Annotated in this window: 18 protein-coding genes and 3 pseudogenes; 7 read left to right on the forward strand and 14 right to left on the reverse strand. The window is 59.5% G+C overall.

Translation table 11 applies throughout. From position 1 onward, the window contains the following. A pseudogene (locus FJ930_RS30600) lies at window positions 1-147 on the forward strand (NmrA/HSCARG family protein); the annotation flags it as partial. 48 nt (window positions 148-195) lie between these two features. Here FJ930_RS30600 and FJ930_RS30605 read toward each other — a convergent pair. The 5 genes and pseudogenes from FJ930_RS30605 to FJ930_RS26785 all read right to left on the reverse strand — a co-directional run. Beyond that, a pseudogene (locus tag FJ930_RS30605) lies at window positions 196-480 on the reverse strand (integrase); the annotation flags it as partial. Window positions 481-664: 184 nt separating this feature from the next. Further along, on the reverse strand, window positions 665-1,159 hold the full coding sequence (locus FJ930_RS26765; RefSeq protein ID WP_141840769.1) for a substrate binding domain-containing protein: 495 nt from the start codon (window positions 1,157-1,159) through the stop codon (window positions 665-667). Window positions 1,160-1,212: 53 nt separating this feature from the next. Beyond that, window positions 1,213-1,374, reverse strand: a complete 162-nt coding sequence (locus tag FJ930_RS26770; protein WP_348642753.1) for a hypothetical protein — start codon at window positions 1,372-1,374, stop codon at window positions 1,213-1,215. A gap of 309 nt (window positions 1,375-1,683) precedes the next feature. After that, window positions 1,684-3,315 (reverse strand): chaperonin GroEL, encoded by a 1,632-nt coding sequence (gene groL, locus FJ930_RS26780; protein ID WP_141840770.1) that lies wholly within the window; start codon window positions 3,313-3,315, stop codon window positions 1,684-1,686. A gap of 35 nt (window positions 3,316-3,350) precedes the next feature. Next, entirely contained in the window at window positions 3,351-3,689 is a 339-nt protein-coding gene (locus tag FJ930_RS26785) for a co-chaperone GroES (RefSeq protein WP_141840771.1), read from the reverse strand. Between the two features lie 496 nt (window positions 3,690-4,185). On the opposite strand from FJ930_RS26785, the gene FJ930_RS26790 reads away from it, so the two are divergent. The 4 genes and pseudogenes from FJ930_RS26790 to FJ930_RS26805 all read left to right on the forward strand — a co-directional run bounded on the left by FJ930_RS26790 (window position 4,186) and on the right by FJ930_RS26805 (window position 6,191). Beyond that, complete coding sequence (locus tag FJ930_RS26790; protein WP_141840772.1) at window positions 4,186-4,449, forward strand: hypothetical protein; 264 nt, start codon at window positions 4,186-4,188, stop codon at window positions 4,447-4,449. Further along, window positions 4,446-4,748 (forward strand): annotated as a pseudogene (locus FJ930_RS26795) (hypothetical protein); the annotation flags it as partial. The gene FJ930_RS26790 and the pseudogene FJ930_RS26795, both read left to right, overlap by 4 nt. Window positions 4,749-4,899: 151 nt before the next feature. Beyond that, the gene (locus FJ930_RS26800; protein WP_140748951.1) at window positions 4,900-5,142 is read left to right on the forward strand and encodes a hypothetical protein; all 243 of its coding nucleotides are present in this window, start codon (window positions 4,900-4,902) and stop codon (window positions 5,140-5,142) included. Between the two features lie 230 nt (window positions 5,143-5,372). After that, window positions 5,373-6,191, forward strand: a complete 819-nt coding sequence (locus FJ930_RS26805) for a transglutaminase family protein (protein ID WP_141840806.1) — start codon at window positions 5,373-5,375, stop codon at window positions 6,189-6,191. 975 nt (window positions 6,192-7,166) lie between these two features. On the opposite strand, the gene FJ930_RS26810 is transcribed toward FJ930_RS26805, so the two are convergent. The 3 genes from FJ930_RS26810 to FJ930_RS26820 all read right to left on the reverse strand — a co-directional run bounded on the left by FJ930_RS26810 (window position 7,167) and on the right by FJ930_RS26820 (window position 10,372). Beyond that, entirely contained in the window at window positions 7,167-8,051 is an 885-nt protein-coding gene (locus FJ930_RS26810) for a carbohydrate ABC transporter permease (protein ID WP_141840773.1), read from the reverse strand. Continuing rightward, window positions 8,041-8,919, reverse strand: a complete 879-nt coding sequence (locus FJ930_RS26815) for a sugar ABC transporter permease (protein ID WP_246677043.1) — start codon at window positions 8,917-8,919, stop codon at window positions 8,041-8,043. Before FJ930_RS26815 ends, FJ930_RS26810 begins: the two co-directional genes overlap by 11 nt. A 193-nt stretch (window positions 8,920-9,112) precedes the next feature. Then, window positions 9,113-10,372, reverse strand: a complete 1,260-nt coding sequence (locus FJ930_RS26820; RefSeq protein WP_141840774.1) for an ABC transporter substrate-binding protein — start codon at window positions 10,370-10,372, stop codon at window positions 9,113-9,115. Between the two features lie 444 nt (window positions 10,373-10,816). On the opposite strand from FJ930_RS26820, the gene FJ930_RS26825 reads away from it, so the two are divergent. After that, window positions 10,817-11,869 carry a Gfo/Idh/MocA family oxidoreductase gene (locus FJ930_RS26825; protein ID WP_246677038.1) on the forward strand — a complete coding sequence of 351 codons (1,053 nt, stop codon included), beginning with the start codon at window positions 10,817-10,819 and terminating at the stop codon, window positions 11,867-11,869. A gap of 19 nt (window positions 11,870-11,888) precedes the next feature. Next, complete coding sequence (locus FJ930_RS26830) at window positions 11,889-12,308, forward strand: heme-binding protein (RefSeq protein WP_141840775.1); 420 nt, start codon at window positions 11,889-11,891, stop codon at window positions 12,306-12,308. Between the two features lie 38 nt (window positions 12,309-12,346). Here the strand turns inward: FJ930_RS26830 and otnC are convergent, their stop codons facing one another. The 6 genes from otnC to FJ930_RS26860 all read right to left on the reverse strand — a co-directional run bounded on the left by otnC (window position 12,347) and on the right by FJ930_RS26860 (window position 19,434). Beyond that, window positions 12,347-12,985, reverse strand: coding sequence for a 3-oxo-tetronate 4-phosphate decarboxylase (gene otnC / locus FJ930_RS26835; protein ID WP_141840776.1), 639 nt, complete (start codon window positions 12,983-12,985; stop codon window positions 12,347-12,349). After that, window positions 12,982-14,253 carry a 3-oxo-tetronate kinase gene (gene otnK / locus FJ930_RS26840; protein WP_141840777.1) on the reverse strand — a complete coding sequence of 424 codons (1,272 nt, stop codon included), beginning with the start codon at window positions 14,251-14,253 and terminating at the stop codon, window positions 12,982-12,984. The genes otnC and otnK overlap by 4 nt, the downstream gene beginning before the upstream one ends. A 185-nt stretch (window positions 14,254-14,438) precedes the next feature. Beyond that, window positions 14,439-15,524: a GntG family PLP-dependent aldolase gene (locus FJ930_RS26845; RefSeq protein ID WP_141840778.1), complete on the reverse strand. Its 1,086-nt coding sequence runs from the start codon at window positions 15,522-15,524 to the stop codon at window positions 14,439-14,441. Next, window positions 15,521-16,138, reverse strand: a complete 618-nt coding sequence (locus FJ930_RS26850) for an aspartate/glutamate racemase family protein (RefSeq protein ID WP_246677045.1) — start codon at window positions 16,136-16,138, stop codon at window positions 15,521-15,523. Before FJ930_RS26850 ends, FJ930_RS26845 begins: the two co-directional genes overlap by 4 nt. A 151-nt stretch (window positions 16,139-16,289) precedes the next feature. Further along, a complete protein-coding gene (locus tag FJ930_RS26855; protein ID WP_141840780.1) occupies window positions 16,290-17,945 on the reverse strand; it encodes a GMC family oxidoreductase N-terminal domain-containing protein in 1,656 nt (551 codons plus the stop codon). After that, a complete protein-coding gene (locus FJ930_RS26860) occupies window positions 17,938-19,434 on the reverse strand; it encodes an aldehyde dehydrogenase family protein (RefSeq protein WP_141840781.1) in 1,497 nt (498 codons plus the stop codon). Before FJ930_RS26860 ends, FJ930_RS26855 begins: the two co-directional genes overlap by 8 nt. Between the last annotated feature and the right edge of the window lie 18 nt (window positions 19,435-19,452).

A 19,452-nucleotide genomic window follows, 5' to 3' on the forward strand; every position in this document is an offset into this window, starting at 1 on the left:
GCCTACGAGATGCGCCTAATGGCCGAGCGCTATGTCAGCGACGGCATGATCCCGCAGGCCGATGATGTTGTGCGGCTGACCAGTATTTTGGGCCGCCCCCTGCACACCTATCGCGACTTTGCGGCCAGGGTCGCGAGCGCAGCCTAAGGGCCGCGCCATCCGCCTCTCGAAAACGACAAGGATGCCCGCCTGTGCCTGGACCGGGCGTCCCGTCTTCTGCTGAACGACGATGGCGCGAGTTCGGATCTCCAGTCCCACAACCAGGTCGCGAATCCTGATCTTAATCAGGTCGCAGCCGCGGAGCTTGCTGTCGATTGCCAAATCGAACAGCGCACGGTCGCGAACGCGTCTCTCGTGATCGAGGAAGAAGCGAACCGCCCAGATATGCTTCTGCGTAAGCGGACGCTTTGTTCCGAGCTTCTTGCCGGCGCTCCAAGCGGCGCGCTCGCGCCCAGCGTCATCGTATTGAGAATGGCCCATGTGAGTTCTCCTCGGCCTTGATTGGCCAGCGGAGAAACGGCGCCGCGATCCCACTGCTCGGGGGCCGACAGCGGATCGGCAGCTTTGAGCTCCGAAACCCAAAGAACGGACGTACAACTCGAAGGGACCGAGGTCTCGGATTGGCCCTCAGCCGACATTCGGAATCGACGGGCGGGACCAGACGTCAACCCGTTTGGTCGGACAGACCCTCCGTGCCGGCACGATTGAGCGCAAGGCTGGGCTCCTGGGCGAAGAGTTCGGCGAGGAAATCGGCGAAGACCCGGACTTTGCTAGCGAGGAAGCGGCCCGCTGGCCGCACGGCCGTGATTGCTAATGGCCTCGGCGCATAGTCCGTCAGGATGTCGCGCACTGCACCTGACGCAATCTCTGCTCCAAATAACCAACCGGGAGCATGAGCGATTCCGCTGCCGGACAGGACGGCGGCTCGTATTTGTTCCGCATCGTTGGTGCGGAAGGCGCACTTGGGATTATGCATGACGGGACCAAAGCGATCCCGGAACCCCCATACGCGGGGCGAACCCTGCGGCGCGTATATGATACAGGAATGCTGTTCCAGTTCGGCCGGTATTGCCGGCTCGCCGTGAGCCTCGAGATAAGCGGGGGTCGCCACGGTTACGACCGGCTGGCCGGCGACAATGGGACTGTACGCCCCGGTCAGGGGGTTGGCGAATCATTCGGCAGATTTGCCCCCCGTTGGTTCATCAGCTTAAGTCAGCGGCCGGCCTCTTCCCGCCGCCGGGCGTCTTGGCTGTTCAGCCGATCGGCCATTCTGTCCGCATCATCGGCATTGAAGCCGACCATGACCCTCTTATCAGACTCGGCGGGCTGGCCGGTGAAGACGTCGAAAACGGTCCAGCTGTCCGGATGGTCCATGCGAAGCGCGTAGCGATTTGCCATATCGCGTCCCTTTCATTTTCGCCCGGACCGTTGAATGTCGGTCGGTTCAGGCCTGCATAATGAAAAACACTGCCGCCAAGGCAACGACCGTCCATAGCACCACGCCCGGCTTCCAAAACAGGCCCCTGGGTGACGAGAGACCTTTCCTCACGCTAGCCCCCACGTTCTTCATGCTCCTGGATCTGGTCGACATCGCGGCAACGGCGACCGGCGGCTTGACCCCAAGCCTGCCGAATACCGGAAGCAGTGTCGGTTCACGCACGGACTTCTCTTGACCCCGAGGTCTCAGTATCCCATCCCGCCCATGCCGCCGCCGGGTGGAGGCGCGGCTTCCTTGGCTGGAATGTCGCTGATCATCGCCTCGGCCGTGATCAGCAGCGCCGCGATCGAGCCGGCATCCTGCAGCGCCGTGCGCACCACCTTGGCCGGGTCGACGATGCCGGCCTTGATCATGTCGACATAGACCTCATTCTGGGCATCGAAACCCTGATTGTGATCCTTGCTGTCGGAGAGCTTACCGACCACGATCGAACCCTCGACGCCGGAATTCTCGACAATCTGGCGGATCGGCGCCTCGAGCGCCCGCAGCACGATCGAGATGCCGGCCGTCACATCGGCATTGGCGCCGGTCAGCCCATTGAGCGCCGACCTGGCCCGCAGCAGCGCCACACCGCCGCCCGGAACAATGCCTTCCTCGACAGCGGCGCGCGTGGCATTCAGCGCATCGTCGATGCGGTCCTTCTTTTCCTTGACTTCCGATTCGGTGGCCCCGCCGACGCGGATGACGGCAACGCCGCCGGCGAGCTTCGCCAGCCGCTCCTGCAGCTTCTCCTTGTCGTAGTCGGAGGTCGTCTCCTCGATCTGCGCCCTGATTTGGGCGACACGCGCCTGGATGGTGGCCTTCGGGCCGGCGCCGTCGATGATCGTCGTCGCGTCCTTCTCGATGAGCACGCGCTTGGCGCGACCGAGCATGTCGATGGTGATGTTCTCGAGCTTGATGCCGAGATCCCCGGAAATCATCTGGCCTGATGTGAGCACGGCAATGTCTTCTAGCATCGCCTTGCGGCGATCGCCGAAGCCCGGCGCCTTGACGGCCGCTACCTTGAGGCCGCCGCGCAGCTTGTTGACGACCAGTGTGGCCAGCGCTTCGCCTTCGACGTCCTCGGAGATGATCAGCAGCGGCTTGCCGCTTTGCACGACCGCTTCGAGGATTGGCAGCATAGCCTGTAGGTTACCGAGCTTCTTCTCGTGGATAAGGACATAGGGATCCTCCAGCTCGGCGCGCATCTTCTCGGCATTGGTGACGAAATAGGGCGAGAGATAGCCGCGATCGAACTGCATGCCTTCGACGACGTCGAGTTCGGTGTCGGCGGTCTTGGCTTCCTCGACGGTAATGACGCCGTCATTGCCGACCTTGTCCATCGCCTTGGCGATCATCTCGCCGACAGAGGCGTCGCCATTGGCCGCGATAGTGCCGACCTGGGCGATCTCGGCCGACGACTTGACCTTTTTGGCCTTCGCCTTGATTTCCCCGACGACGGCTGCGACCGCCTGATCGATGCCGCGCTTGAGGTCCATCGGGTTCATGCCGGCGGCGACCAGCTTGGCGCCTTCGCGCAAGATCGAGGCGGCCAGCACCGTGGCTGTCGTGGTGCCGTCACCTGCGAGGTCGTTGGTCTTGGAGGCGACTTCACGCACCATCTGCGCGCCCATGTTCTCGAACTTGTCAGCAAGCTCGATTTCCTTGGCGACGGTGACGCCGTCCTTGGTGATGCGCGGCGCGCCATAAGCCTTGTTGATGATGACATTGCGGCCCTTGGGGCCCAGCGTCACCTTGACGGCGTTGTTGAGGATCTCGACGCCGCGCAGCATGCGGTCACGCGCATCGGTGGAAAATTTGATTTCCTTGGCAGACATTTTCTTATCCAGTTCGGGTTTTGGGAACAGCGAGATCAGGCGGCCTTCTTGACCGCTCCGGCTTTGTCGGTGCTGACCATCTCGGTCTTGTCGATGATGCCCATGATGTCGGCTTCCTTCATGATCAGGAGGTCTTCGCCGTCGATCTTGACTTCCGTGCCCGACCATTTGCCAAACAGGATGAAGTCGCCCGCCTTGACGTCGAGCGCGATCAGCGCGCCATTTTTTTCGCGCGCACCTGGGCCGACAGCGATGACTTCGCCTTCCTGCGGCTTTTCCTTGGCATTGTCGGGAATGATGATGCCGCCTTTGGATTTGGTGTCGCTTTCGGCGCGCCGGATGATGACGCGGTCGTGGAGTGGCCGGAATTTCATTGGGGACTCTTTCTGGGGCCGTCATTGATGGCGACCTTACCCTGCCTATAGGCGCATTGGCACTCGATAGATAGGAGTGCCAGAATTAATTCTCGCGAATATCCAAGAAATCGAGCAAAATAATTCGAGATCACAGAAACTCATTTCGTATTGAATGAAAAACTTCTGCCGCGTTGAATTTCACGGACGCCTATGTGTTATTCCAAAAGGGGTGAATAAAAGGCGTCGCGATCTTGTTTGGAACTCAATTGAGGCGCATATGTAAATTTCGTTGATTTGGTCGAGTTGGCTTTGTGTCAGAGCCCCACTCTTCACAACTGAATTCTCGAAAACGAGTGCATGCGCCGGTCCGGCGCACATTTCGTTCCGTTCGAACCCCTGGAATGACATCGACGCTGACCACGGATGGACTGGCAGCGTCGGGCATCATTCCGGCGGTTCGAGTGGGAATGATACGGAATGCGCAGGCGCGCGTTTCCGCTGAAAGCCGCAACAAATGACCAGCCGCACCACACCAACTGTCGTTCGCTTCAAGTCGGCGTTTTCGCTGCCCGGCTTTGATGCACCGCAACCACCCGGAGAATATCGCGTCGATCATGACGAGGAGTCCCTGGAAGGGCCATCCCGGATCGCATGGCGCCGCATGACCACTTTCATTCACCTGCCGGCGATCTCCGCAAGCGGAGCTACGCAGCAGATGGTGCCAATCGAACCGGCATGGCTCCGAGCCGCACTGGAGCAGGACCAGAGACAATCATGAGAACCACAACCCTGATGCAACGCAACGCACGCCCGGTCCGCCGCGAAGCCGCAACGCATCTATTTGCCGTCGGACAGGCTGTCCGGCTGAAGGGCGGCTTCGGCACAGTCCCAAAGACTTCGGAAATCTACCGTATCACAGCCAAACTCCCGCCGAGGGGAGATTCGCCGCAATACCGCATCCGCAACGACAGCGAACTTCATGAACGGGTGGCGACGCAAGACAGTCTCGAACCGGTCGACACATCGCCGGGTGACAGCATAACGCTCATCGAAAGGACGTTTGAACGTGTCAAAGGGACAGAAACGCTCGAGCCGGGAGATCAAGAAGCCGAAGCAGGAAAGGTAACGCCCAGCCCTGAAAGCGCCTTCGGCAGCCAGGTCAAACTTGCTGCCCGTGCCGCGCGTAGCAAGGCCAAGGGTTGAGGACGCGGGACAGGCAGGGATGACGATGAAGATCGTGGTCGAGTTTTATCGCACCCGAGCCGCCGACGACGCGCATGCCCTGATCGGCCGCGAAGCGGCGGAAGCGGCCGACCTCGATGATGCGATCGAAATCGCGCGGCGTTTGGCACAAACCCTAAACATGCCGCAGAGGCCAGACGCCATGATGATCGCCGATGCGAAAGGTGCAAAGCTCTATTCCGGCGTTCTCATCGGGGCGGTGATCAACGAGGAACGGCCAACATCATGAGGGGCCATAACAACGAAAGCTTTCGGACCGCAACTTCGCCGCGCTTGCAGTCTGGGAAAATGAGGGCGGCGCGTCTGGGCTCGATTCTTTTGAACATCAGATGGCCGTCGAGTCGCAGTTGATCGTTCCTGCACCGATTTCCACGTGTCAGTGGAAGTCCGGCACACAAGGATGGGTGATGCCATGACCGACCTTAGTCGATCGGACGCTACGAGGTGGGCAAGATCTACATGCTGATCCGCTACGGCTATGAGATCACGCTGACCTGCCAGCAACCGACCGCATTGGTATGCCTGCTATCGGTCCACGACGACCGCGCGGCGGACATCAGGATCCCTGAAGCGATCTTGACCACGCCCGATGTTCCGACATCGACCTACCATGATCTCTTTGGCAACAGGTGCCGGCGCTTTGTTGCCCCCGCGGGCGACCTGACTATGTGGGGCGATGCAACGATCGAGGACGACGGCAAGACAGATAGGCTGCTGCCAGCTGCCCGGGAAGTAGCCGTGTGGGATTTGCCGGACGGCTGCCTTGTCTACCTGATGGGCAGCCGCTATTGCGAAACCGATCGTCTCAGCCAGACGGCATGGGACATGTTTGGCGCCACTGCCCCAGGTTGGGGCCGCGTGCAAGCAATCTGCGACTTCGTCCACGGTCATATTCAATTCGACTACATGCAGGCCAGATCGACGCGAACGGCGTTCGAGGCGTACCAGGAACGCATAGGCGTCTGCCGCGACTTCGCCCATCTCGCGCTGACTTTGTGCCGCTGCCTCAATATTCCTGCACGCTATGTCAACGGGCATCTCGGCGACATCGGAGTCCCGGTCGTCGACCCCATGGACTTCAGCGCCTGGATCGAGGTCTTCCTGGACGGTGCTTGGCATACTTTTGATCCGCGAAACAACACGCCCAGGATTGGCAGGATCGTCCTCGCCCGGGGCCGCGATGCGGCCGACATTCCGCTCATCAACTCCTTCGGCCCGCATGTTCTCAAAGGGTTTCGGGTCTGGACCTATGAAGTGCAGGACCTTCACCCTACATAAGCAATTTGCGGAGGGGCGCAGACTTTCGACTTGTTGAATGTGGGCGGCTGTTGGCGCCGAGCGGATCGTCTGCTCGTGGCGCTGCCGCAACTTCCAGCGCGGTTGCCTGCGAAGTCAGCTTTCAGGAAACAGCAAAGCTGATCTAAACGGCCGAGATGGGGCGCAAAGCTGCCATCCCTGAGAAGATGGTGCGATCGGCGAGTGGCGGACTGGCTACTTGATTCGACTTTGGCGAACCGGTTCGCAAGCTATTGAATTATACGATTACGTTAGTTCCGGAGGGTGTAAGACTCCCAAAGAAAATCAATGGTTTAAGGGGATGGTTAGCCAACCCGTATGCTCCGTATGATCTCGTATGCTGGCGAACCTACGGACCAGGACGAGGATTAGACTAGTCGCAGGTCCGGCCAAGCCGTCGAAGTTCAAGGGAAGTCCGGCGCTCGGCCTTATTTCGCCGCGCTTTGGCTAATCGCTCGCCTCTAATGGTAGTAAATGTCCAACCTGTTGCATTCAGCAATAGCTCGCGCGATGCCATTGGCAATACAGGCGCGCCTGCCTCTGGAACGGTGTGCAACCAATCGTGCGCGTGCTTGGGCTTTCGCGAATCCGTACTTGTCCACTAAGCGAACCGCTATCGTATGCACTTTCATGTCATACGACAGGCAGAGTTTCAGCTTTCCGGTGTTCGGATAAAATTTCATTTGAAACGACTGCCCATCACAATCATCCCGGATCACTCGTCACGTACACTGTGGTGCCAGCGCCTATGAATGCTTGCCAAGAATTCTGGAGAAGACAAACGCCTGCGCGGATGCAGAAATTTCTCGGTTTCTGCTTTCATCTTGGAAAGCTATGAAAATCCTAGGCCAGAATGCTAGGATGAGAGCGCCTGCCACGACGGTCAGGATGGCCTTCAGGATCCAGGAATTACTTGATTGATTTGCATCCGCTGGCCGCCACAACTTGGACATGTGATTACCCCTTGATCGATCCCGCCATGAGGCCGCGCAGGAAGTATCGACCGGCGAAGACATATATTGCGAGCGTAGGTAGCGCGGTCATTACCACCGATGCCATGTCGACATTGTAGGCCTTCACGCCGGTCGTCGTGTTCACCACGTTGTTGAGGGCTACGGTCACCGGGACATTGTCGCCTGAAGTGAACGTGGTGCCGAAGATAAAATCGTTCCATATGTTCGTGAATTGCCAGATGATCGAGACGACAAAACACGGGATTGATATCGGCAGGATGACCCGCCAGAGTGTCTGATAAAAACCGGCGCCGTCGACCCTCGCCGCTTTTACAAGATCGGACGGTAGCGAAAGAAAGTAATTGCGAAAAAACAGGGTCGTGAACGGAATGCCGTAGACGACGTGCACGGCGATCAGGCCAACCATTGTATTTGCAATCCCGATGGCGCCCAGGGTTCGCGCCATCGGGATCAGGATAATCTGGAAGGGAATGAACACCCCGAACAGTAACATTGCAAATATCAGATCAGCGCCCCGGAATTTCCATTGGGTCAGCGCGTAGCCATTGAGGGCTCCAATGGCCGTGGACATCACCACGGCAGGCACGATCATCGCAATCGAGTTGACGAAGAAGCTCTTGATACCGGCACACCGCAAACCAATGCACGCCTCCGACCATGCCTGCCGCCATGGTTCAACCGTCCATCGTTGTGGAACCGACAGTATCGATCCGTTCCGGATGTCGTCGAGATCCTTGAGGGATGTCAACACGACCACAATGAGAGGCAGGAGATAAACGACCGCCATCACCGCCAGGCACGCATAGATAAAGACGCGTGCGACATGATGCGACGGCCCCCGCTGCAGAATGATCCCATCAGCCTTCATTGCGGTTGTTCCTGATGTCGACATACAGGTAAGGCACGATGATCGCGGTTACTGTCATGAAGATCATGATCGCACTGGCGGCGCCCACCGCCATTTGATCGCGCCCAAAAGTTTGCGTGTACATGAAGGTCGCGGGCAGGTTGGTACTGTTTCCCGGGCCGCCCGATGTCAGGGCAACGACTAGATCGAAGCTCTTGACGGCTTGTTGCATCAAAATGACGCCGACAGTCATGAACGTCGGGCCCATTTGGGGTATGATGATCCGCCGATAGATTTGGACCGTCCCTGCGCCGTCCAACCTGGCAGCCTTGATGAGGTCATCGTCAATGCCCCTCAACGCTGCGAGAAAAAGCGCCATCACGAAGCCCGACGACTGCCATACGCCGGCGATGACGAGGGTGTAGATCGCGTATTGCGTGTTGACCAGCCAGTCAAACTTGAAGCTTTCCCAGCCCCACATGTGAACCATGCGCTCCAGTCCGAGACCTGGGTTGAGAATCCATTTCCATGCCGTTCCCGTGACGATGAAAGACAGCGCCATTGGGTAGAGATAGATGGTTCTGAGAAATCCCTCGGCACGGACCTTCTGATCGATCAGGATCGCCAGAGCGAGGCCGAAGGCCGTCGAAAACCCGATAAACAGAAAGCCGAATATGAATATGTTCGATACGGCAATATGCCAAATCGGATTGCTCCAGAGGCGTTCATACTGTTCGAAGCCAACGAACTGGTAAGTGGGCAGCATCTTGGAGGCGGTGAGCGAAATCACACCCGTCCACACCATGAAGCCATAGACAACGACAAGCACGACGACGACCGAGGGAGCCAGGGCAAGTTGCGACGCATTCTGGCCAAGCCATAGCCTCAGCCCGGCGCTGTTCTCACCGTGCCTGCCTGAAACACCTCTATATTCGGAAAGAGTCGTCGACACGGCTGGGCCTCTATGGCTGTTGCGGATTGCAGTGCTTGCTGGGCCGCCGCAGCGTGAGCGGCAACAGCTGCAGCAATGCCGCCGGCGCCCTCGAACAACTGATCGGGGACGCCGACTGGGTCGGGCGGAACTACTGGCCGGCTGACTTCAATCCCGCCACAAGTTGATCAATGGCCTGCTGCGGAGTCATGTCCTTGGTTTCGAAGAAGGTCGAGACCACATCCAGAAAGACCCCCGTTTTGGCGGCGTTGGATGCTGCATTGTGTGCCAGGGAGGGCAACGACGTGTTGGTCTTCTGGGCTTCGGCGCGGTCGGCGTATGCCGCCTTGCCACAGTAGTCGAACTTGTCCATCGACACGTCCACGCGCGACGGAATAGAGCCCTTCTTGATGTTGAATGCTTGCTGGAAATCCTTGTCGAGGATCGCCGAAGCCATCTCCATTTGACCCTTTTCACGGTTGGCGTCCTTGGTGGTGAAAAAACCGAAATTGTCGGTCAGCCAGACGTAGTCGCCCTTGGTGCCGGGAGCGGGCGAACAGCCGTAATCCACATTGGGTTCCATCTTGGCCAGGGACAGTTCCCCCTTGGCCCAATCGCCCATGATCTGCATTCCGGCTTCGCCCTTGATCAACATTTGGGTCGCCAGATTCCAGTCCCGGCCGGGATAATTGGCGTCGACAAATTTGTTCATGATCCGAAGCTGATCGAAGACCTTGGTCATCGTTTCGCTTTTGATCGAAGCTTCATCCTGCTCGACCATTACCTTGCGATAAAAATCGGCGCCGCCGATACCCAGAACGACGTTCTCGAAAAGATCTGCTTCCTGCCAGGGCTGACCACCAAGAGCCAGCGGAGTAATGCCAGCCGCCAGCAACTTCTCGGAAACCTGGTTGAACTCCTCCCAGGTGGCCGGAGGCTGAACGCCCACCTTGTCGAACACCTTCTTGTTGTACCAAAGCCAATTGGAGCGATGAACATTGACCGGCACGGCGACGATCTTGCCATCATAGGAAATCAGCGGCAGCAGTTCCGGAGCGATGATCTTGTCCCAGCCCTGTTTCTTCGCGAGATCGCTGAGATCCGTCAGAACGCCCTCGGCCCCCCACGCCTGAACCTGCTGGGCATGCATCTGGGCCGCCGACGGCGCGGTATCGGATGCAATTCGCGCACGAAGCACCTGGACCATGTTCATGCCGGTGCCGCCGGCAACCGGCGAATCCGACCACGTAACGCCACGCTTTTCCAGCAGCTGCTTCAAAACATTGAGACCGGCTGCTTCGCTGCCGCTGGTCCAATAGTGCATCACCTCAACGCTTTCGTCCGCTGCGATCGACACCGACATGGATGCCGACAGCATGAGAGACGCAATGACAAGACTACGCGTAATCATCCGAATTCCCCTTTTTTGGTTTGCATTTTTTCAAGGCTCAGCCTGCACCGGCGTTCGCCGAGAGCCGCAGAGAGAGAACGAGTGAAGTGCCTCCATACCGACGACACGCCTGGGGCAATCCGCTCCAGAGGCATTCGCTGCAAAGGGCGCCCTCTACCGATTGTCTGGCTGCGCTTTCTCAGCGCCGATCGGTGTCTGACTATCCTCCAATTTATTTACATGTCTGTCAATCTTGTTTCGCAGCAAATAGTCAGCGATTCGGTAGCGATCGGAACGAGCGCACCAGCCATTTCAGCAGGATTCCGCCCGCAAATGGCAAAAAATTCAAACCGACGCAATCTCGGAGCGTAATTTTTTGTCATTTCGATTGTTGACAAATATAATGATTGTCAGACAAATTTGTACGTCGGCACGCGGCGGAGCCGTTGGCGCGGTGTCCAGGCGATGCGCCTCGCGGCGACCGCTCGATGCAGAAGGATAAAGAGCATGCATGAAACTGTGACCTGGGGCCTGATCGGTGCCAGCACGATCGCGCGCGAATGGATGGTGGACGCCATCCGCAAGCACCCGTCCGGGGCCGTCAGGTCGATCGTGAGCGCGGATCTGGAACGGGCAACCTCATTTGCGCAGCAGAAGGGGATTCCCAACGCTTACGACTCGGTCGCCGAGATGCTGGCTGATCCCGAGATCACGGCCGTCTACATCAGCACGACCAACGACCGGCATCTGCCGGACGCATTGGCCGCGATCAAGGCTGGAAAACACGTCCTGTGCGAGAAGCCCCTGGCACTTGAAGCGTCAGAAGCACAGACCCTGGTGGACATGGCCAGCAACAAGGGCGTGGTTCTCGCAACCAACCATCACCTCCGGAACATGGATAGCCATCGCGCCATCAAACGGCTGATTGACCAAGGTGCGGTCGGCAAGGTGAATTCCATTCGCCTGTTCCACGCCGGTGAGCTTCCGGAAAGCCTGAAGACCTGGCGACTGCACGACAAGGCCGCCGGCGCCGGCGTCATCTATGATATCACCGTGCACAATGGCGATCTTCTGCGCTTTTATCTCGGCGCCAATCCAACCAAGATCTCAGCCATAGCCGCAACGTCGGGATCGGGGCCGAGACACATCGAGGACAGCGTGATGTCGATCTGGGAATTCCCGGGCGATATCCTCGTGCAATGCCACGACAGCTTCGTCGTCGGATATGGCCCGAGAGGCGTTGAGGTGCATGGCTCCGCGGGCACGATCCTTGGGATCGACGTCATGTCCCAGGCACCAGGCGGCAGCGTGATTCTGCGGACGAAGGAAGGAGACGAGGTCATCCCCCTCGAAATGAACGTAACCTATGAACGCGGCGTCGCAGACTTCATCGCGGCGATCCAGAACAGGGGCAAGCCATCGTCATCAGGCGAGGATGGCGTCTGGAGCCTCAAGCTGGCCAGGGCCGTTGCCCAATCCGCGGCGACCGGGCAGACGATCTCCATAGAGCCGACCTAAAGAGACTGGAACTGAAAAGATGCTGACGATACCAACACTCGGCCACACGGACGCCGCAAAGGCTGTGAAGGCGATCGGCGACGCCATCGCGGCCGAAGGCAAGAACGCGGTGATTGCCGTGGCGGACCAGCAAGGCGAACTTATCGCCCTGTCTCGTCTCGACGGTGCGCCCTACCCGTCCATCCTGATCGCCGCCAACAAGGCGTGGACCGCCGCCCGCGAGCGAACACCCTCGATGCACATCGGCCAGGCGGCAAGGGCAATTGGGAGGGGCTTCGACATGGGTTCTTATGGCGATGCCCGCTACACTGGCTTTGGCGGCGGCATTCCCGTGATCCTGGATGGCAGGGTTCTCGGCGCTGTCGCGGTCAGCGGCCTGTCCACTGACGAAGACATCGAGTTCGCGCAGAAGGGTGTGGACGCCATATTGCGGCGCTGACAATGGCGCGAGCCCAGGTGCGCGTATGTGGGGCTTGCCTACGGCGACCCGTAGGTCTTGACCAGTTCCTCAACCTGGGCGTCGGTCAGGTAGCGCAATTTCACCGACTGGAGCGAGATCAACAGCTTGGCCGTCTCTTCAAGCTCCTCGGCCGCGAATACCGCCGATTCGAGATCCTTGCCCGCGACCACGGGCCCATGGTTGGCCAGAAGGACGGCCGCGTATTGTCCATCCAGGCCCCTGATCATCTCGCCAGCCCTGGCATCGCCTGGCCTGACATAGGGCAGCAGCCGAACGCGCCCGACCCTCATGACCACATAAGGCGTAAGCGGGGGAATGCAGTCTTGCGGATCGACATCCGACATGCAGGAGAGCGCAGTGCAATACGTTGAATGAAGATGGACCACAGCACCGGTCGAAGCCCGGCTTTCGTAGAACGCGCGATGCAGGAACACTTCCTTCGAAGGTTTGTCGCCTGATATATGCCGGCCGTCGCGGGTGATCTTCGAAATCCGGTCCGCATCCAAAGAACCGAGCGAGGAATTGGTCGGCGTCATGAGAATGCCGTCCTCCACCGCGCAAGAAATGTTTCCCGCCGATCCCACGGAAAACCCGCGGTCGAAAAGAGACTTCGACAGTCGCACGATATCGGCGCGGGCCTGCTCTTCGGTTTTCATCGTCCTGCCATCCGCTGTAGCGCCTTTGAGAAGAAATCCCTGGATCCGAAATTGCCGGATTTGAGAGCTAGGGCGATCGGAACCGGCGCCGTGACCGAAAGCAGCGGAACGCCAGGATCGATCTCCATTCCGACGACGAGGCTGTCGACATCCAGTGCGGAGACGACCGCGCCCGATGTTTCGCCGCCCGCGACAACCAGCCGTTTGACACCATTGGCCACCAGTTGACGCGCGGAGATTGCAAACAGGCGATCAAGCCTGCCGGCAACCGCTTCCCTTCCATATCGGACCTGCGCCGCCTCCACCTCCGCCGGCGTGGCGGAGGAATATACAACGGGAGCCCGCCCCGCGTTCGCCATGGCGAAGCTGATAATATCGTCTTCCGTTATCGAGCCGGCCATGACCTGGTCTACGCCGACCGCGAGGCCGGGGTGCGATTGCATGTGAAATTCGATCTGGTCACGCGTCGCGCTGGAGCAGCTCCCGGCGATGATGGCTTCGGAGCCGTCCATGCTTACGGTGGCCGGCGACGCGCCACCCGCCTTTCCCCGCGAAATGAAATTCCTTGGAAGCCCCATGGCGATGCCCGATCCGCCCGTGAGGAACCTGCTGTCCTCTGCGGCTTCCCCGATCGCCAGGAGATCCGCATCATCGATGGCGTCAACGACTACCAGGCTGCGACCCTGAACCGCTGCCTCCCGCAGGGCACTGGCGATCGTGCCGGAGCCAGCCTTGACGGCTAGCCAGGGTACGTGACCGATGACACCGTCACACTGACGCTGTAGCCAGCGCCGGATGTCGGGATCAGTCATCGGGGTCAACGGATGATGCTGCATTCCCGATTCGTTGAGCAGCTGATCCCTGACAAAGAGATGGCCCTGATAGATGGTCCTTCCCATCGTTGGAAACGCCGGACAGACAACAACGCCCTCGACGGAGAGCGCTTTCGCAATCGCTTCAGCGACCTGTCCGATGTTGCCTTCCGCCGTCGAGTCGAAGGTGGAACAATATTTGAAGACAAACTGCTCGCAACCTTGAGCCCGCAGCCAGGCAAGCGCTGCCAGCGATTGCCGAATGGCCTCATTCGCCGGGATGGAGCGTGTCTTCAGTGAAATCACCCCTGCTTGTATATCGGGCGCCGCATCTCGCGTGGGAACGCGCACAAACTGCGCCGTTCTCAGCCCACCCTGTCCTGGAAGACCCTTGGCGATCGTATTGGCGATGTCACTCCCGCCGGTAAAATCGTCTGCTATGACGCCTAAAAGCATGTTGTCCTCGAGAGCCTAAAATAGTCTCCGTCGCGGGCATCAATGCTTCGACACGCCCGCGGGAGGGGTAAAATGGGTGGCGCGCTTAGGGCGATTCAGTGTTTGAGGGGATCGTTGACTCGCTCTAAGCCTTTGTTTTTGTGCAATTCGTGACGGAAGCCGCTGCGTGCCTTCCTGGAATTGCTCTAGTAGACCGCTTCCCCGCCGACATGGTTCTTTTCCGAGGATGGCTGACGCCCAACTGCCATTTCGCATGCCCGCACGATAAGGTCGCAAGACGACAAAGCGTCCGCCTGGGAGATTTGCCGATGAGTGACCAGACGCATCCGGCCCGCCTTCGGTGGCGATATTCGCACGCCGTTCTTCGACAATTCAGCCTGCAGGAACGTCGGGTCGAAGTTGTTCGAAGGCAGAGTGACGAAAACGATGTTGGTATCCACGACGCAGGGGTCCACGTCGAGACCGGCGTCCCTCAAGCGTGTCGCCATCAGTTTCGCGTTCTGATGATCCTCTTCAAGGCGCGCGATCATCGAACGCAGCGCAATACGCCCTGCCGCCGCTATCACGCCGGCTTGCCGCATGCCGCCGCCGAGGACCTGCCTCCAGCGCCGAGCCCTCTGGATAATTTCGCTGCTTCCCGCGACAACCGCGCCAAGCGGGCAACTCAAGCCCTTGCACAGGCAGAACGTGATTGTATCGACATGCCTGGCGAATTCCGTGACAGGCCGGCCGAGCGCGACAGCGGCATTGAATATACGCGCACCGTCAAGATGCACCTTAAGCCCGTTCGAATGGGCGATGTCGGCAAGAGCTGCGAGATCGGAAGAGGCCATGACCCTGCCGCCCGCCGCATTGTGTGTATTCTCGAGGCAAAGCAGACTTGGCGGCGTACTCAGCCGCGATTGGCCCGCCGCGATGGCCTCCGTCAGCGCGGGCACGGAAATCATGCCGGCCGTACCCTGAATGGGGCGCGGAGTCAGTCCAGCGATCGTCGAGGGCCATCCGCTTTCGTTGATATGAATATGTGCACTCGCCTCGACGATGATGGACGTGCCGCGTGGCGCCAGCGCCATGGCAGACACAATGTTTCCCATCGTGCCGCTGATCACCAGCATCGCCGCTTCCGTGCCCAACAGATCGGCAACCTGTGCCTCGAAGTCGAGGACGGTTGGATCGTCACGGAAGAAGTCGTCGCCAAGTTCGGCGCGCGACATCGCCTCGATCATCTCCGCGGTCGGGATTGTGATCGTGTCGCTGCGGAGGTCTATCATTCCGATGGGCTCGTCACGTTTTCGCCTCGGGTTTCCCAGGAGACTCCTGGAGCCAGTATCTCGAGCGCGCCGATGAACCCGATGCGCGGACTCGTCAGTACCCGCGCACCCGTCTTGCCCACGCGCGGCAAAGCCGCCGCCATGGAGGCTTGAGCCAGCACGACCACATCGGCATTGAGAGCAGCCGCGGAAATGCCTTCCGCCACCGCGTCGAGATAATCCTCGGTCGCACCCGTCAGGAAAAGTGCTCTCGCCTTATCCAATACGATGCTTTCGATGACCGGATTTTGGCCAGCCTTTCTGGCTTCCGCCTCAAGCAGGGCCACGGAAGGAGCTATTGTTGTTACGACCGTTGCCAGGACCAGGATCCGGTCGGCGCTCCTGACGCTCTCCCGTGCCATGGGTCGATCGATGCGCAGAACGGGCTGATGCGATCCGCTGTTGGCTATATCGGCCGCGGCACCAATGGTGGAGCAGGTGCAGATCACAGCATCGACACCTGGCCGCAGTTCCGCGCGCATCGCTTCGGCGGCCGCCTCGATCACGTCGGAGGTGGCGCCGCCGAGTTCGACCGCTTTCCGCAGCAGGTCTTCACGCACCGTATGGAACAGCACCAAGCCGGGCGCGATCTCGTTGGCCAGTTCGTCGAAAACGGCAACAAGGGCAGGCGCGGTATGGAACATATGAAGGATCAACGGCGGTTTTTGAATCACATTCATTCTCTTCAGGTCAAGACTGCTTCGCGGACGTTCGTGCCGCCGAAGCCTAGGCTACCGATTCTAATTCCTTCGTGCCCAACGCCGATTTGGGCGCCCGCTTTCCAAGGATTGCGTCCACGCCGCGCTCTCCGATCATAATCGAGGGTGCGTTGGTGTTGCCGCTGACCAGCGTCGGCATGATGGAGGCGTCGATGATGCGCAGTCCGTCCACACCTCGCACCTTGAGATCCGTATCGACCACGGCCATGTCATCGGTGCCCATCTTGCACGTCCCCGCGGGATGGAAATCGGTCTTGGACCACTGCCGGATATAGTCTGTAATTTCCTGGTCGGTGCGCACATCGCGGCCAGGCAGATGCTCGGCCTTGTACAGCTTGGCGAAACTGGGCTGGGACAGGATTTCGCGTGCAAGCCTGAAGCCGTCGATACTGTGGCGCAAGTCATTCGGATTGGAAAGAAAGTCAGGGTCGATGAGCGGATCTGCCATCGGGTCGGCCGACGCCAGAGAGACCTCGCCTCGGCTTTCCGGACGAAGATACGCCGTGTTGAGCGTCATTCCGTGTCCTGCCACGCGCACGCGACCGTGATCGATGACATAGGCTGGCAGGAAATGCATCTGTATGTCGGGCCAATCATTGGCGCCGGTCGTGCTGACGAAAGCGCCGCCTTCACAAACATTGCTGGTGAGTGGACCCGTTCCGAACAGCAGGAACTGCAGGCAGTGCCAGGCCGCCATCGGGCCCCGGTCATGTCCGTTGTAGGATACGCGTTCCTTCAGGCTCACGCAGCAATAGACATCCATATGGTCCTGGAGATTCTTGCCCACTCCGGGAAGATCGACAACCGCCTCCACGCCCTTCCGCCGAAGCTCGGAAGCTGGTCCTATGCCGGACAGCAAAAGCAGTTTCGGCGAATTGATCGCACCAGCGGAAACGATGATCTCCGTACCGGCCCGCACGATAGCGGCGCGATTCGATCCCGAAGTCAGATAGCTCACCGACCGCGCTCTGCCATTCTCCATGCCGATCCCGCTCACGCGTGCCTTCGTCACGATGGTCAGGTTTGATCGTGTCTCATTCGGATAGATGAATGCGGCCGCCGTGCTGCTGCGGCGAACCCCGCGCTGGGTGACTTGATAGTAGCCGACGCCAAACTGATCGCTTCCATTGAAGTCCGGATTATGGGCAAACCCCGCTTCCTGGGCCGCGCGAACGAACTTCCGGGTCAGATCGATCGGCAAGCGCTGGTCGGAAACGCCCATAGGCCCATCGGTGCCGTGAAATGCGTCGGCAAAGCGCTCATTGTCTTCCGACCTACGGAAATAGGGTAGCAGGTCGTCATAGCCCCAACCTTCGTTCCCCTGCTCGCGCCAGGAATCATAATCCTTCCGGTTGCCGCGGATATAGACCATGGAATTGACCGAACTACCGCCGCCGAGGAGCTTGCCCTGCGGAAACAGTAGTTTTCGATTGTTGAGATGCTTCTGTGGCACTGTCGACCACTCCCAGCGCACCTTATCGCCCTGAAGGCGGGAATAGCCCGCCGGCCAGCGGACGAGTGGGGAATCGTTCCTGGCGCCGGCTTCCAGCAACAGGACCTTCACATCCGGATTCTCGCTCAGGCGGGAGGCGACGACACATCCGGCCGAGCCACCACCGACGACGATATAGTCATATTCTTGCTTGATCGCTGCGTCAGGCATCCGTGCGTCCAATCTCACTGCCGATCCAGCGCGGGGAATATCCGCCACTGCGAATCTGGACAGTCTTGATATCCGTGAATTCCTCGACCCCGAGCTTGCCGACTTCGCGGCCGATCCCGCTTTCGCCCACGCCCCCGAAGGGAAGCTCGGCAGGGCCGTCGAGATAGGTATTGATCCAGACCGTGCCGGCATTCAGAGACCGAACAGCCGTCATCGCGGCGGATACATTGCCAGTCCAGATGCCCGCCGAAAGGCCGTAGATTGAATCGTTCGCCAGGGAGATCGCCTCATCCAGCGTATCGAACTCGAGGATCGACACGATAGGCCCGAAAATTTCCTCCCGCGCGATCCGCATATGCGGTTTGACGCCGGCAAAGACCGTCGGATCGATGAAGCGACCTCCATTCTCTTCCCGGTATGTGCCGCCCAGCATCAGAGTGGCTCCTTCATCCTGGCCGATGGCGATGTACTGTATGATCTTCTCGTACTGCTCCTTGTTGATGATGGGACCGAGCAGAACGCCGTCCGCCTGCGTGTCGCCCACCTTCAGCTGCGCGGCATGATCGACGAATTTCCTCGTGAACGCGGCCGCGATCGAAGACTGAAGCAGAAGCCTGCTCCCTTGATTGCAAGATTGTCCAGCATTCAGAAATGCTCCATGCAGCGCGGCATCGAGCGCGCTGTCCAGATCAGCGTCCGCCATCACGATCTGTGCGTTCTTGCCGCCCAGTTCGAGCGACACCTTCTTCATGCCGTCCGCGCCTACGCGCATGGCATGCTTGCCGACCTTGGTGGAACCGGTGAAGGAAATCATGTCGATGCCGGGGTGACGCAGCAGCAGATCACCGCAAGTCGCACCCGATCCGGCGACGATATTGACAACGCCGTCCGGCAAGCCCGCCTGCTTCAGGATCTCGCCGAGCAGCAAGGTCGTCGCGCTGGTCAATTCGCTTGGCTTGACCACGGCGGCGCAACCGGCCGCCAGCGCGAAGGGAAGCTTCTGACTGATGATCAGAAACGGGAAATTCCAGGGTGTGATAATCGCGGCCACGCCCAGCGGCTCGCGTATGGTCGCGGCGAAGTAGGTGGCGCCGAGCTGACCAAAGCTGTCTCCGGTGAGGGAGCGGGCCTGTGTGGCCGCATAGTCCCAAAGCATGGATGAGCGCTCTATTTCGAGACGGGCCTGCCTTGCGGGCTTGCCGCTCTCGGCCATTTCAAAGAAGGCAAGTTCTCCCGCGCGGCGGCGAATGGCGTCAGCCGCTCTTGCCAGAACGGCGGACCGCTCTGCCCCGGTAGCACCGGACCATTTGGTCCTGAAGGCGGTCTTCGCGGTCGCGACCGCAACGTTCACATCCGCTGCTGTTGAGTCGCGAAAGCGAGAAACCAGGGCACCGTTGCCCGGATTGCGGCGTTCTATCTGCCGCCCCAAGGCCTCGCGCCAAGCGCCGTCGATCCAATTTCTGAAATCTCTTGCAGTCGCCACTATCATGCCAATTTCCGGAACAAT

The organism is Mesorhizobium sp. B2-4-15, from assembly GCF_006658505.1.
Classification (GTDB): domain Bacteria; phylum Pseudomonadota; class Alphaproteobacteria; order Rhizobiales; family Rhizobiaceae; genus Mesorhizobium.